Origin of the sequence: Methylobacterium longum (genome assembly GCF_022179385.1) — a bacterium.
In the GTDB taxonomy this organism is placed as follows: Bacteria; Pseudomonadota; Alphaproteobacteria; order Rhizobiales; family Beijerinckiaceae; genus Methylobacterium; species Methylobacterium longum.
Window position 1 is genome coordinate 85,533 of the sequence record NZ_BPQS01000008.1, and the last position, 13,411, is coordinate 98,943.

The 13,411-nt window shown below is 70.9% G+C and carries 12 protein-coding genes; 9 read left to right on the plus strand and 3 right to left on the minus strand.

Annotated features, from left to right (window positions below):
- Positions 1–48 precede the first annotated feature (48 nt).
- The 6 genes from ispG (at position 49) to MFF58_RS09950 (ending at position 7,947) form a co-directional block, all read left to right on the plus strand.
- Positions 49–1,371, plus strand: coding sequence for a flavodoxin-dependent (E)-4-hydroxy-3-methylbut-2-enyl-diphosphate synthase (ispG, locus tag MFF58_RS09925; protein WP_238286970.1), 1,323 nt, complete (start codon positions 49–51; stop codon positions 1,369–1,371).
- Positions 1,372–1,669: 298 nt separating this feature from the next.
- Positions 1,670–3,679 (plus strand): potassium transporter Kup, encoded by a 2,010-nt coding sequence (locus MFF58_RS09930; RefSeq protein WP_238286971.1) that lies wholly within the window; start codon positions 1,670–1,672, stop codon positions 3,677–3,679.
- Between the two features lie 219 nt (positions 3,680–3,898).
- Positions 3,899–4,234 (plus strand): DUF6968 family protein, encoded by a 336-nt coding sequence (locus MFF58_RS09935; protein ID WP_238286973.1) that lies wholly within the window; start codon positions 3,899–3,901, stop codon positions 4,232–4,234.
- A gap of 451 nt (positions 4,235–4,685) precedes the next feature.
- On the plus strand, positions 4,686–5,165 hold the full coding sequence (locus MFF58_RS09940) for a (2Fe-2S)-binding protein (RefSeq protein ID WP_238286975.1): 480 nt from the start codon (positions 4,686–4,688) through the stop codon (positions 5,163–5,165).
- Positions 5,162–7,489 carry a xanthine dehydrogenase family protein molybdopterin-binding subunit gene (locus tag MFF58_RS09945; RefSeq protein ID WP_238286976.1) on the plus strand — a complete coding sequence of 776 codons (2,328 nt, stop codon included), beginning with the start codon at positions 5,162–5,164 and terminating at the stop codon, positions 7,487–7,489. The genes MFF58_RS09940 and MFF58_RS09945 overlap by 4 nt, the downstream gene beginning before the upstream one ends.
- 74 nt (positions 7,490–7,563) lie before the next feature.
- Positions 7,564–7,947, plus strand: coding sequence for a hypothetical protein (locus MFF58_RS09950; protein WP_238286977.1), 384 nt, complete (start codon positions 7,564–7,566; stop codon positions 7,945–7,947).
- 189 nt (positions 7,948–8,136) lie between these two features.
- Here the strand turns inward: MFF58_RS09950 and MFF58_RS09955 are convergent, their stop codons facing one another.
- From MFF58_RS09955 to MFF58_RS09965, 3 genes are all read right to left on the minus strand, one after another.
- Positions 8,137–8,925 carry a DUF1194 domain-containing protein gene (locus MFF58_RS09955; RefSeq protein WP_238286978.1) on the minus strand — a complete coding sequence of 263 codons (789 nt, stop codon included), beginning with the start codon at positions 8,923–8,925 and terminating at the stop codon, positions 8,137–8,139.
- 257 nt (positions 8,926–9,182) lie between these two features.
- On the minus strand, positions 9,183–9,407 hold the full coding sequence (locus MFF58_RS09960; protein ID WP_238286979.1) for a hypothetical protein: 225 nt from the start codon (positions 9,405–9,407) through the stop codon (positions 9,183–9,185).
- Positions 9,408–9,625: 218 nt separating this feature from the next.
- Positions 9,626–10,339, minus strand: coding sequence for an SIR2 family NAD-dependent protein deacylase (locus tag MFF58_RS09965; RefSeq protein ID WP_238286980.1), 714 nt, complete (start codon positions 10,337–10,339; stop codon positions 9,626–9,628).
- Between the two features lie 120 nt (positions 10,340–10,459).
- Here MFF58_RS09965 and MFF58_RS09970 point away from each other — a divergent pair, with 120 nt between their 5' ends.
- From MFF58_RS09970 to MFF58_RS09980, 3 genes are all read left to right on the plus strand, one after another.
- Positions 10,460–10,828: a hypothetical protein gene (locus MFF58_RS09970; protein WP_238286981.1), complete on the plus strand. Its 369-nt coding sequence runs from the start codon at positions 10,460–10,462 to the stop codon at positions 10,826–10,828.
- Between the two features lie 87 nt (positions 10,829–10,915).
- Complete coding sequence (hydA, locus tag MFF58_RS09975; protein WP_238286982.1) at positions 10,916–12,355, plus strand: dihydropyrimidinase; 1,440 nt, start codon at positions 10,916–10,918, stop codon at positions 12,353–12,355.
- 49 nt (positions 12,356–12,404) lie between these two features.
- A complete protein-coding gene (locus MFF58_RS09980) occupies positions 12,405–13,400 on the plus strand; it encodes an ABC transporter ATP-binding protein (protein WP_238286983.1) in 996 nt (331 codons plus the stop codon).
- Positions 13,401–13,411: the final 11 nt, after the last annotated feature.

The following is a 13,411-nucleotide window of genomic DNA, read 5'->3' on the forward strand; positions in this document are numbered from 1 at the left end:
GCCGTCACGGCTGCGGCATCCCGCGAGACGCGCACGCGAAGGTCCACGATGGAAGTCATGGAAGCCACCCGCTCCGAAATCCCCGCCGAGAACCCGCTGGCAAGCGGCCCGGAGATCGCCGGCCCGGCCCCGCGCCACCGCACGGTCGGCGTCACGGTCGGCGAGGGCGAGGGCGCGGTCATGGTCGGGGGCGGCGCACCGATCGTCGTCCAGTCGATGACCAACACCGACACGGCCGACATCGACGCGACCGTGGCACAGGTGGCCCAGCTCGCCCGCGTCGGCTCGGAGCTGGTGCGGATCACCGTCGACCGCGACGAGGCGGCCGCCGCCGTGCCGAAGATCCGCGAGCGCCTGGACCGGATCGGCGTCCACGTGCCGCTGGTGGGCGACTTCCACTACATCGGGCACAAGCTGCTCGCCGACCACCCGGCCTGCGCCGAGGCGCTGGCCAAGTACCGGATCAATCCCGGCAACGTCGGCTTCAAGGACAAGAAGGACACGCAGTTCTCGGCGATCATCGAGCAGGCGATCAAGCACAACAAGACCGTGCGGATCGGCGCCAACTGGGGTTCGCTGGACGGCGAGCTGCTCACCCACCTGATGGACGAGAACGCCCGGGCCCCGCGGCCGATCGATGCCCGCGCGGTGATGCGCGAGGCGATGGTCCGCTCGGCGATCAGCTCGGCCGACCGCGCCGTGGAACTCGGCCTGCCGCAGAACAAGATCATCCTCTCGGCCAAGGTCTCGGCCGTGCAGGACCTGATCGCCGTCTACCGCGAGGTGGCGCGCCGCTCGGATTACGCGATCCATCTCGGCCTCACCGAGGCCGGCATGGGCTCGAAGGGTCTGGTGGCCGCCTCGGCCGCCATCGGCGTGCTCCTCCAAGAGGGCATCGGCGACACGATCCGCTACTCGCTCACCCCGGAGCCGGGCGGCGACCGGAGCGTCGAGGTGAAGGCCAGCCAGGAACTCCTGCAGACGATGGGGTTCCGTACCTTCGTGCCGATGGTGGCGGCCTGCCCGGGCTGCGGCCGCACGACCTCGACGACCTTCCAGGAGCTGGCCCGCGACATCCAGAACTGGATCGTCACGTCCATGCCGGAGTGGAAGAAGACCTATCCGGGCGTCGAGGGGCTGAACGTCGCCGTGATGGGCTGCATCGTGAACGGCCCGGGCGAATCGAAGCATGCCGATATCGGCATCTCGCTGCCCGGCACCGGCGAGACCCCGACCGCCCCGGTCTTCATCGACGGCAAGAAGGCGATGACGCTCCGCGGCCCGACGCTGGCCAAGGACTTCGAGACGATCGTGATCGACTACATCGCGCGCCGGTTCGGCCAGGGCGGGACGCGCACGGCCGCGGAGTGAGGCGCGCATAGCCCCTCATCCGCCGCGGGGGCGGGAACGCGCGCCGCGCGCCCGCACCCTCGATCCATCCCCGCGTCGATCGACCTCCCTGCGCCGAGACCCAGCTCCGCGCTCTTCGCATCTGCACACGGTTTCCGCCCGCACGAGGGCGTGATAGCAAGGCGCCACGATCCCGTGAGCGGTCGGCCCGGTGGCCGACCCGCGCGGTTCGGCGGAGTCTTCGCGTTTTCTGCCCGGCCCCGACCGGCCCCTGAGCCGAACCGCGAAGCGCCGGCCACGCCCGAGCGTCCGACATTCCATGAGCCAGACCTTCGCACCCGGCGTAGCAGCCCAGCCCGCGCCCGCAGCGTCCGACCCCGCGCGCCAGGTCGCCCCGGCGGCCGAGGGCGAGGGTCCCGTTCAGGGCCCGGCGCCCGCCGGCACCCTCGATGCGCCCGAGAAGGCGGAGACCCGCCACGGCCCTGCCGGCTTCTGGACGCTGCTGGTCGGCTCCGTCGGCGTCGTCTACGGCGACATCGGCACGAGCCCGCTCTACGCGTTCCGCGAGGCGCTGGTCCCGGCCCGGACCGACGGCATCCTGCTCCCCGAGGAGGTGATCGGCACGGTCTCGCTGATCCTCTGGGCGCTCTTCATGATCGTGACGGTGAAGTACGTCGCGATCCTGCTGCGCATGGACAACAACGGCGAGGGTGGGATCCTCTCGCTGATGGCGCTCGCCCGGAAGGCGCTCGGCGGCTCGCGCATCGTGTTCATGCTGGGACTGCTCGGCGCCTCGCTGTTCTACGGTGACGCGGTGATCACGCCGGCGATCTCGGTGCTGTCGGCGGTGGAGGGCCTCAAGCTCGTCACCCCCGCCCTCGACGACTACGTCCTGCCGATCACCGTGGTGATCATCGTCGCCCTGTTCCTCGTGCAGAACCGCGGCACCGCCAAGGTCGCGGCCTTCTTCGGGCCGATGACCATCGTGTGGTTCCTGGCCATGGCGCTGGCGGCCCTGCCGCACATCGCCCTCCATCCGGAGGTGTTCCGCGCGGTCAATCCCATGCACGCGGTGGTCTACCTGCTGGGCCACGGCACAGGGGCGCTGGTGGCTCTGGGCGCCGTGTTCCTGGCGGTGACCGGAGCCGAGGCCCTGTTCGCCGATCTCGGGCATTTCGGCCGCAAGCCGATCCAGGTGGCGTGGGTCTGCCTCGTCTTCCCGGCGCTCGCCCTCAACTATCTGGGCCAGGCGGCCCTGGTGCTGGAGAAGCCCGACACCGCCGATCCATTCTTCCAACTGGTGCCGGCCTGGGGCCTGCTGCCGATGGTGGTGCTGGCCACGCTCGCCACCGTGGTGGCGAGCCAGGCGGTGATCACCGGCGCCTTCTCGCTGTCCCGGCAGGCGATCCAGCTCGGCCTGCTGCCGCGGCTGGAGATCCGCCACACCTCCGAGTCCCACGCCGGCCAGATCTACCTGCCGCAGATCAATTCGCTGCTGATGATCGGCGTCGTGCTGCTGGCGGTGCTGTTCAAGACCTCGTCGTCGCTGGCCTCGGCCTACGGCATCGCGGTGACCGGCACGATGCTGCTCACCGCCTCCATGACCTTCCTGGTGATCTGGCGGATGTGGCGCTGGTCGCCGATCGCGGCGGCGGCCGTGATGCTGCCCTTCATCGTGCTCGAGTTCCTGTTCCTGCTCTCCAACCTGATCAAGGTGGTGGAGGGGGGCTACGTGCCGCTGCTGCTCGCGGGCGGCCTCGTCATCCTGATGTGGACCTGGGTGCGGGGCGTCACGATCCTGTTCAACAAGACCCGCAAGACCGACGTGCCGCTCGTGGAGCTGGTCGGCATGCTGGAGAAGAGCCCGCCCCACCACGTGCGCGGCACCGCGGTGTTCCTGACGAGCGATCCCGAGATCGCCCCGGCGGCGCTCCTGCACAACCTCAAGCACAACAAGGTGCTGCACGAGAAGAACGTGATCCTCACCGTCGAGACGGTGGACACGCCCCGCTCCAACGAGGCCGACAAGGTGCGGATCGAGCCGGTGGGCCCGCATTTCTACAAGGTCGTGATGAAGTTCGGCTACATGGAGACGCCGAACATTCCGAAGACGCTGGTGCTGCTGCGCCGCCAGGGCTTCAAGTTCGACATCATGGCGACGTCGTTCTTCCTGTCGCGCCGCTCGATCCGGCCGGCGGCCCATTCGGGCATGCCGCTCTGGCAGGACCGGATCTTCATCACGCTGGCCAAGAACGCCAACGACGCCACGGACTTCTTCCAGATCCCCACCGGGCGGGTGGTGGAGGTCGGGACGCAGGTGACCGTATAGGTGGGCGAATTGGGTGACACACGGTAAACCCAATCGATATTCCAGGTCGACGCCAAACTTTTACCAGCAAGGATCACATAGACGACCAATATCCCGAGAATGTTACTCCAAATTTACATCTTGTCTCTGCGCTTGAGTCCAGGTTGCGTCCAGGCAACATTGCGACCTACTGTCTGCGAGGCCGCCAAACGATTCCTCGCAACTACGCGAGGTTGAGCCATGGTGATCGCGGAGCGATCTCTGTCGATAGAGGACGGATCCGAGCCCAAGGCGTGCAAGATTACGATGCACGCACCTGAAGACACGGACGGGATTTGGATCTGCCGCTATACGATTGAATGGCCGACCGCTCCGGAAGAGAGCTTCGGCGCTGGCGTGGACACCTTTCAAGCGCTCCACCTCACGCTCCAGAAAATCGGCATCACTCTTTATGCGAGCGCCTATCACAAGGCAGGCATCTTGGTGTTCGACAAGCCCGGGAGAGGCTACGGCTTCCCCATGCCGAAGAACGGGCGCTATCTTCTGATCGGGGACGACAAGATCTTCGACGGGTGAGCGCCGGACCCGGGTGCCGGCGGGTCGACACCGTCGCGGACCGTGAGGCAGCGCGGGCGAAAGGCCGCCGAAGCCGCGGCACCGCTCCTCCCTCAGACCGGGATCCGGGCCTGTGCTCGGCAGGTTGATCTTGCAACGCTCGACGGCACGGCTCGAAAGGCCGCGCCGGCCGAGCGGACACGATCTCTGGTCGTTCCCACGGCCGCTCACTTCATGTGCGCCGCCGCACGCGGCATGACCTGAGCGCAACCAAGCGAGGATGACCGGCCCTGTCCGTGCGTTGCGCCCGGGACGGGGCCTGTTTTAGAATATTTATTATTCTGAGCTTGAGCGTTGGCCTGGCGGTCCTCCCCGCATCGGCACGCGTGACCCGGCCATGCCGGCCTTGGCCTTAGGGCCCGGCTCGGACCCGACTGATCGCCGCTCCGGCGCCGCCAGACAGGACGCATCGATGATCAAACTCACCGTGAACGGGGCTGCGCGCAGCTTCGACGGCGACCCCGACATGCCGCTGCTGTGGTACCTGCGGGACGAGCTTGGGCTCACCGGCACCAAGTTCGGCTGCGGCGTCTCGCTCTGCGGCGCCTGCACCATCCATCTCGGCGGCGCGGCGACCCGCGCCTGCATCACGCCGGTCTCGGCCGCCGCCGGCCAGGAGGTCGTCACCATCGAGGGGCTGTCGCCGGACGGCAACCACCCCGTGCAGGTGGCGTGGCGCGACCAGAACGTCGCCCAGTGCGGCTTCTGCCAGTGCGGCCAGATCATGCAGGCCGCCGCCCTGCTCAAGGACACGCCCAAGCCCACCGATGACGACATCGACACCACGATGAGCGGCAACATCTGCCGCTGCGGCACCTACCCGCGCATCCGCACCGCGATCCATCAGGCCGCCGGCCAGACGGCGCCCGCCACCAAGGGAGAGCGCCTGTGATTCACGACGCCAAGCTGACCGCTGAGTTCACCAAGACCAAGCCGACCCTCGACAATGTCAGCCGTCGCGGCATCCTCGGCGGCGCCGGCGCCCTGGTGCTGGCCCTCTCGCTGCGTCCCGCCCGGGCCGACGAGACCCAGACCCAGGAGCAGAAGGAGCAGAAATTCGGCGCCGACGGCATGCCGCACGGCTGGCGGGACGACCCGAAGGTCTTCGTCGCGATCGCGCCGGACGGGACCGTCACGGTGACCAACCACCGCTCCGACATGGGCCAGGGTATCCGCACCTCGGTGGCCTTCACGGTCGCCGACGAGCTGGAGGCCGACTGGTCGAAGGTGAAGGTGGTCCAGGCCTGGGGCGACGAGACCCGCTTCGGCAACCAGGACACGGACGGCTCGCGCTCGACCCGCCACTTCTTCCAGCACTTCCGCCACGCCGGCGCCGCCGCGCGGCTGATGCTGATCCAGGCCGCCGCCAAGCAGTGGGGCGTGCCGGCCTCCGAGGTCACGGCCGTCAACCACACGCTGACTCACGCCAAGTCGGGCCGCACCCTCGGCTACGGCGCGGTCGCCAAGGCCGCCGCCGAGCTGCCGGTGCCCACCGACGTCAAGCTGAAGGACCCGAAGGACTTCCGCTACATCGGCACCGGCAAGGTCGGGCTGATCGATAATTTCGACATCACCACCGGCAAGGCCGTCTACGGCCTCGACACCAAGCTCGACGGGATGCTGTACGCGGTCGTCGCGCGCCCGGCCGTCTACGGCGGCAAGGTGAAGTCGTTCGACGACAGCGAGGCCAAGAAGGTCCCGGGCGTCGTCAAGATCTTCAAGATCGACGGCGGCGAGATCCCGTCCGAGTTCATGCCGCTCGGCGGCGTCGCGGTGGTGGCCAAGAACACGTGGTCGGCCATGAAGGCGCGCGACGCCCTCAAGATCACCTGGGACGACGGCCCGAACGCCGGCTACGACACCGACGCGTTCCGCAAGGAGCTGGAGGCCGCGGCCCGCAAGCCCGGCAAGGTCGTGCGCACGCAGGGCGACGTCGACGGCGCGATGGCCAAGGCCAAGACCAAGCTCGAGGCCGAGTACTTCGTGCCCCACCTCGCCCAGGCGCCGATGGAGCCCCCGGCCGCGGTGGCCCGCGTGAAGGACGGGTTCTGCGAGGCCTGGGCCTGCGTCCAGGGTCCGCAGGCGGCCAACGACCGCCTGATGAAGGCGCTCAAGCTCCCCGACGACAAGGTCAAGGTGAACGTCACGCTGCTCGGCGGCGGCTTCGGGCGCAAGTCCAAGCCCGACTACGTGGTCGAGGCGGCGCTCTGCTCGCAGGCCGTCGGCGGCGCGCCGGTGAAGCTCGCCTGGACCCGCGAGGACGACCTCCACCACGGCTTCTTCCACACGATCTCGGTGGAGCACCTGGAGGCCGGCCTCGACGAGAAGGGCCTGCCGGTGGCGTGGCTGCACCGCTCGGTGGCGCCGACGATCGGCTCGATCTTCGCGCCCGATCCGAAGCACGAGCTGCCGTTCGAGCTCGGGATGGGGCTGGTCAACACGCCGTTCAACATCCCGAACCTGCGGCTGGAGAACCCCGAGGCCGCCGCCCATGTCCGCATCGGCTGGTTCCGCTCGGTGTCGAACATCCCGCACGCCTTCGCGATCCAGTCCTTCGTGTCGGAGTTGGCCCACGCCGCCGGCCGCGAGCCGAAGGAGTACCTGCTGGAGCTGATCGGCCCCGACCGGAAGATCAGCCCGACCGAGATCGGCGACGTCTGGAACTACGGCGAGGACCCGAAGCGCTACCCGATCGACACCGGCCGCCTGCGCGGCGTCATCGAGACGGCCGCCAAGGGCGCGGGCTGGGGCCGGCAGATGCCCAAGGGCGCCGGCCTCGGCATCGCCGGCCACTACAGCTTCGTCACCTACACGGCGGTCGCGGCCGAGGTGGAGGTCGACGACAAGGGCCAGGTGAAGGTGAAGGCGATCGACATCGCGGTCGATTGCGGGCCGCAGGTGAACCCGGAGCGCATCCGTTCGCAGATGGAGGGCGCGGTGGTCATGGGGATGGGGCTCGCCCTCACCTCCGAGATCACCTTCAAGCAGGGCCGGGCGGTGCAGAACAACTTCGACGGCTACGAGGTCCTCCGGATCGACGCCGCCCCGAAGCTGGTCCGCGTGCATCTCGTGCCGACCGGATCCTATGACGGGCCGCTCGGCGGCGTCGGCGAGCCCGGCGTGCCGCCGGTGGCGCCGGCGATCGCCAACGCGATCTTCGCGGCCACCGGCCGGCGGGTCCGGCAATTGCCGATCCGCGATCAGCTGAGCGCCTGAACCGTCGCCGAGCGCGATGCGTTGGGGCCGTGGGGGAACCCGCGGCCCCATTCTCTTGGAAAGTACCCGACCCGATGATGCGTCCCGCCCTGACCGCCTGCCTGACCCTGATCCTGACGGCGGCCCCCGCCCTCGCCTCGCCCTGCGGCGACCGGATCGACAGCGTGTCGAAGCGCGTCCAGTCCGAGGTGAGCCAGTCGATCTCTGCCAATACCAGCGGCCAGGGCAACGCCGCCAAGCGCGGCGGTGAGGGGATCACCGGTACGGAGGGCCAGCGGGACAAGGAATCCCCCGAGGCGCCGCCGGAGAAGTCGGCCCAGGCCGGCCAGGGGGCCGACGCCGCCCAGCAGGCGAAGGTCGCCCTGGAGGAGGCGCGCACCGCGGATTCGAAGGGCGACGCGAACGGCTGCGAGGCGGCGCTCACCCGCGCCGAGCAGCAGTTGAAGAAGGCGCCGTGAGGGCCCGGGGGAACCCGCCGAAGGCTTCGCAAGTGCGGCTCGACATCCCCGTTGATCCAACGGGCACCTCGTCCTGAGGCGCCGCGAGCGGTGCGGTGGCCGCGCAGGAGCCCTCCCTCGAGACCCGCGGACGCGGTCACCTCAGGATGAGGCGGGGGCCTCCACGACGTCCTGCCGGGCTTGCCGCCCCTACCGCCCCAGGGCGCTGATCTCGATCACGAATTTCCGCCGCAACGCCCGCGAGAAGTCGCCGTAGCCGGCCGCGGCCAGCAGGAACGCCCCCGGGCCGCCGATGACGTGGGCGCGGTACCATTGCTCCAGGCTCGTGCGCTCCTGCGGCAGCGGCGTCGGGAGCAGGCCGTAGCCCGGCGCCCGGTAGGCGCCCGCCCCGACCACGTCGTTCTCGCCCGGCACCAGGATCGGCAGGCCGTTGATCGTCGCGCCGGTGGCGAGCAGCGCCGCGTGCGCCTCCGCGAGGCTGCCGGCATCGGTGCAGTTGTCGATCCCGTCGCCCGAGACGTCGACCACGACGCGCTCGGCCGGGACCGGCAGCGCCGGCAGCACGCCGGCCGCGACCGTCCGAAACATCTGGCCGAGGCAGGTGAACTCGCCGGCCTGCCGGGGCGTGGCTCGCACCAGGGCCGCGGCGGCCGCGGCGTCGGCCCGGCTGGCGATCCGCCGCCAGCCGACCGCGAGGTCGGCCCGGTCCGCCCAGGTGACCATGGCGAACAGGATCCCGCCCGGAGTGCCGGTGATCGCGCCGATCACCGACGGGTCCTCCAGGGCCTCGGCGATGCCCTCCATCTGCAGGCGGAAGCGGGCATCGTCGACGGATTGCGAGACGTCGACCGCGACGACCAGCGCGGTGGCGACGCTCTCCGGCGCGGCGGCGGCGGGCAGGCCGGGGAGCAGGGCGAGCCACAGGGCACTGGCCGCGCGCATCACGCCGCCGCGGAGGCGTCCCGAACCCGTCCGCATCGTCGGCATCGGCGCCCCCGGTCCCCGCGGCCGGAGGACGGGCGCGTGACCCGTTAGGGCATGTTTCCCGGCCGGGCGAAACCGGCCTTTTCGGGGGAGTCCCGGCCGCGGCGAGACCGCGGCGGGGGGGTGGCGGGACCCGGGTGTCGCGCCCGGGCCCGGCGCGGGAACCGTCCCCGGCGGCGGTACCGCTCGTCTCGGGGAAGCGCCTCCCGGCTCCGTCTCGGCGCGCCCCGCGGGACGCCGGATCGCCGCCCTCAGGCGGCGGCGGCGGCCAGCGCGTGGCGGTGGCCGTTCAGGCCGGCGCAGAGGTCGTCGATCTCGGTGAGATCCAGGGCGTTGCCGGTCTGCCCGGCAATCGTATCGATCAGGTGGTCCTGGCGTGGGTCGAACGGATGTCCCTGCATCCGGTAGAACTGGTAATAGCGCAACGCCGCCAGAACGGTGTCACGCTCGCGGTCGGTTACGGTGAAGTTCTGCATGGGTCGTAGCTTCCCCTTGTGGCTTCAACGAACGCTCAGGAGGGCCGCGACGCCGAGCCCGAGCTTGGCCGTTGTAACCGGTGGGTAACGGTCCGACCAGTTCTTGACAGGTCGCGCGGATGTGATTCGCCGCCGTTGAGACTGGGGTCCTCGTCGGAGAATCCCGGCCTCCCGCCGGGCCCGTCGGGGTCGCCGAGCCGGCGCGGCTGGCCCGGCGGTCACAGCCCGAGATCCGCGAGGTAGCGCGGCAGAGCGGTGCTCGCCGGCCCGTAGCGGGCGTCGTCGAAGGCGTCGGCGGTGTCGGACGGCTCCAGGTTGATCTCGCAGGTCGGGATGCCCCGCGCCCGGGCCTGCCGCACGTAGCCGGCCGCCGGGTAGACCGCCCCGGAGGTGCCCGCCGCCACGAAGAGGTCGGCCTCCGCGAGCGCCGCCTCGATCGCGTCGAGGTGCATCGGCATCTCGCCGAACCAGACAACGTCCGGCCGCATCCGGCCTCCGGTACCGCAGGCGGGGCATCGGTCCGCCCGGCCCAGATCCGCGCGCCAGGGCGTGACGGCGCGGCAGGCGCAGCAGCGCGCCTTGAGCAGTTCGCCGTGCATGTGGGTCACCGCCCGCGAGCCGGCCCGCTCGTGCAGGTCGTCGACGTTCTGGGTGCACAGGAACAGCCGCCCGCCCCGGTCGGCGCAGCGCGCCTCGGCCTGGGCCAGGGCGACGTGCGCGATGTTGGGCTCGGCCGCGATCACGCCGCGGCGGCGGTGGTCGTAGAAGTCGAGGACCGTGTCGGGGTCGGCCGCGTAGGCCTCCGGGGTCGCGAGCTTCATGGGATCGAACCGCGCCCAGATCCCGCCGCGGTCCCGGAACGTGCCGAGCCCGCTCTCGGCCGAGACGCCGGCCCCGGTCAGCACGAAGATCGTCCGGGGATGTTTCGTCACGCGCGGCTCCTGCTCGCTCGAGATTGGCCGGACATGTCCGCTGGTCGGCGGCGGGATTTCTGTCGCGCTGCGTTCCGGCCGGGGATGCTGCGGCTCGCGTCACCGAGCGGGAGACAGGACATGTCCGATGTTGCGCTGCTGGTCATCGATGTCCAGGAATCCTTCCGGCGCAGGCCGTTCTGGACCGACGCCGATGTCCCGCTGCTGGCGGCGCGGGCCGGGCTCCTCGACGGCTACGCCGGCACCACCCACGAGGCCCGCTGCGCCCGCCTGGCGGCGCCCCGGGCCCGGGTTCCGGGGAACTGCGAGAGCGCCCCGCTCACCGACGCCGCGCTGCCGCCGGTCACGCCGCCGCGCTCGTCGCGCGGGAATCCGGATCACAGTTCACGGCGTCCGGGCGAAGGGGGAACATCCCGCGCCCGGGAGCGCCCGTGCCCGATCCGGGATCCCCTGGACCCGCGCGGCTGCGACCCGCGCGGCTGCCCGTGACCTCCTGCCGTGCCGACCGCGCCCGCCCGAATCGGCGCGAACCCTGCATCGGCCCGGCGCGCCCGACGGCGCGGAGGAGTGAGCGGCATGCCCGAGTTCGACCTTGCCATCCGCGGCGGCACGGTGGTCACGGCGAGCGACACGGTGCGGGCCGATGTCGGCGTGCGCGGCGGCCGGATCGTCGCGGTGGCGGAAACCATCGCCGACGCCGCGCGGGTGATCGACGCCTCTGGCCTGCTGGTCCTGCCGGGCGGGATCGACAGCCACGTCCACATCGCCCAGGAATCCGGCCCCGGCATCGTCATGGCGGACGATTTCGCCAGCGCCACCCGGGCGGCGGCGGCGGGCGGCAACACCTGCGTGATGCCCTTCGCGGTCCAGCCCCGGGGCGGCTCGCTGCGCGGGGCGGTCGACGCCTACCGGGCCAGGGCCGAGGGCCAGTGCCACGTCGACGTGGCGATCCACATGATTATCTCGGACCCGACCGAGGCGGTGCTCGGCCAGGAGCTGCCGGCCTTGGTGGCCGACGGCTACACCTCGTTCAAGGTCTTCATGACCTACGACGACCTCGTCCTGAACGACCGCCAGCTTCTCGACGTGTTCCACGTCGCCCGGCGGCAGGGCGCCCGCGTGATGGTCCATGCCGAGGGCTACGACGCGATCCGCTACCTGAGCGACCGCCTGGAGCGGGCGGGCGAGACGGCGCCCTACGGCCACGCCCTGTCGCGTCCCGAGGTGGTCGAGCGGGAGGCCGCCCACCGGGCGATCAGCCACGCCGAGCTGATCGACCTGCCCATCGTGATCGTCCACGTCTCGGGCCGCGAGGCCACCGAGCAGATCGCCTGGGCGCAGGCGCGGGGCCTGAAGATCCGGGCCGAGACCTGCCCGCAATACCTCACCCTCACGGCCGAGGACATGAAGGGGCTCGGCCCCGATGACGGCTCCTTCGACCCGATGGCGGGCGCGAAATACGTCTGCTCGCCGCCGACGCGGGACGTCGCGAGCCAGGCGGCGGTGTGGTCGGGAATCCGGCGCGGGATCTTCGACGTGGTCTCGTCCGACCATTGCCCGTTCCGCTACGACGACCCGCAGGGCAAGCTGAACCCGCGCGGAAGAACCTCCTTCCGCTGGATCCCGAACGGCATCCCCGGCATCGAGACGCGGCTGCCGGTGTTCTTCTCCGAAGGTGTCTCGACGGGGCGGATCAGCCTCAACCAGTTCGCCGCGCTGACCGCCACGAACCACGCCAAGCTGTACGGTCTCTATCCGCGGAAAGGCTCGATCGCCCCGGGCTTCGACGCCGACCTGACCCTGTGGGACCCGAACCGCCGCGAGACCATCCGCCAGGCGAACCTGCACCACGGCTCCGACTACACGCCCTGGGAGGGCTTTTCCGTCACCGGCTGGCCGGTGGTGACCATCGCGGGCGGGCAGGTGATCGCCGAGGACGGCCGGGTCCTATCCGAGCCGGGACGCGGGCGGGTGCTCGACCGGGCGGTCGATCCGGCCGAGCGGCGGGACGCTTGAGCGCCGCGCTGGCCCGCCGCTTGCCTGCAGCCTCCGGGGGGAGCACCGCATGGATGTCGAGCTGATCGGCCTGACCAAGCGCTACGGCGCGGCCATCGCGGTCGACGCTGTCGACCTGAAGGTGCCGTCCGGCGCCTATTGCTGCCTGCTCGGCCCCTCCGGCTGCGGCAAGACCACGACCCTGCGGATGATCGGCGGTCACGAGCGGGCCAGCGCGGGCGACGTGGTGATCGGCCCGAAGGCAGTGGGCGATGCGCCGCCAGCGGAACGCGGCACCGCCATGATGTTCCAGAGCTACGCGCTGTTCCCGCACCTCGACGCGCGCGACAACGTCGCCTTCAGCCTGAAGATGCGCGGCGTCGGCAAGGTGGAGCGCCGGGCCAAGGCCATGGCCATGCTCGGCCTCGTGCAGATGGACCACCTCGCCGGGCGCCTGCCGGCTCAGCTTTCCGGGGGGCAGCAGCAGCGCGTGGCACTCGCCCGCGCCCTCGTGACCGGCCCGAAGGTGCTGCTGCTCGACGAGCCGCTCTCGGCCCTCGACCCGTTCCTGCGGGTGCGGATGCGGGTGGAGCTGAAGCGGATCCAGACCGAGCTGGGGCTGACCTTCATCCACGTCACCCACAGCCAGGAGGAGGCGATGGCGCTCTCCGACCTCGTGGTGGTGATGAATGCCGGCCGGATCGAGCAGGCCGCGGACCCGCGTACCGTGTTCGAGCGGCCGGCCACCGCCTTCGTGGCCCGGTTCATCGGCGGCCACAACGTCATCCGGCGGCCCGACGGGCTGGTCGCCGTCCGCGCCGACCGGATGCGGCTCGGGGCCGAGGCCGGGCCGGCGGCGCTGGCGGCCCGGGTGGTGGCGGTCGAGTACCAGGGCACCAGCGTCCATGTCGGCCTCGACGCCGACGGGCTGGAGCGCGCCGCCGACAGCCCGGCCGCCCTCACGGCGATCCTCAGCGACGCCGCCTTCGCGGCCCGTCCCCTCCGCCCGGGCGACACGATCCCGGTGGGCTGGGACGCGACCGCCGCCCACCGCCTCGACGCGTAACGGAGACGACC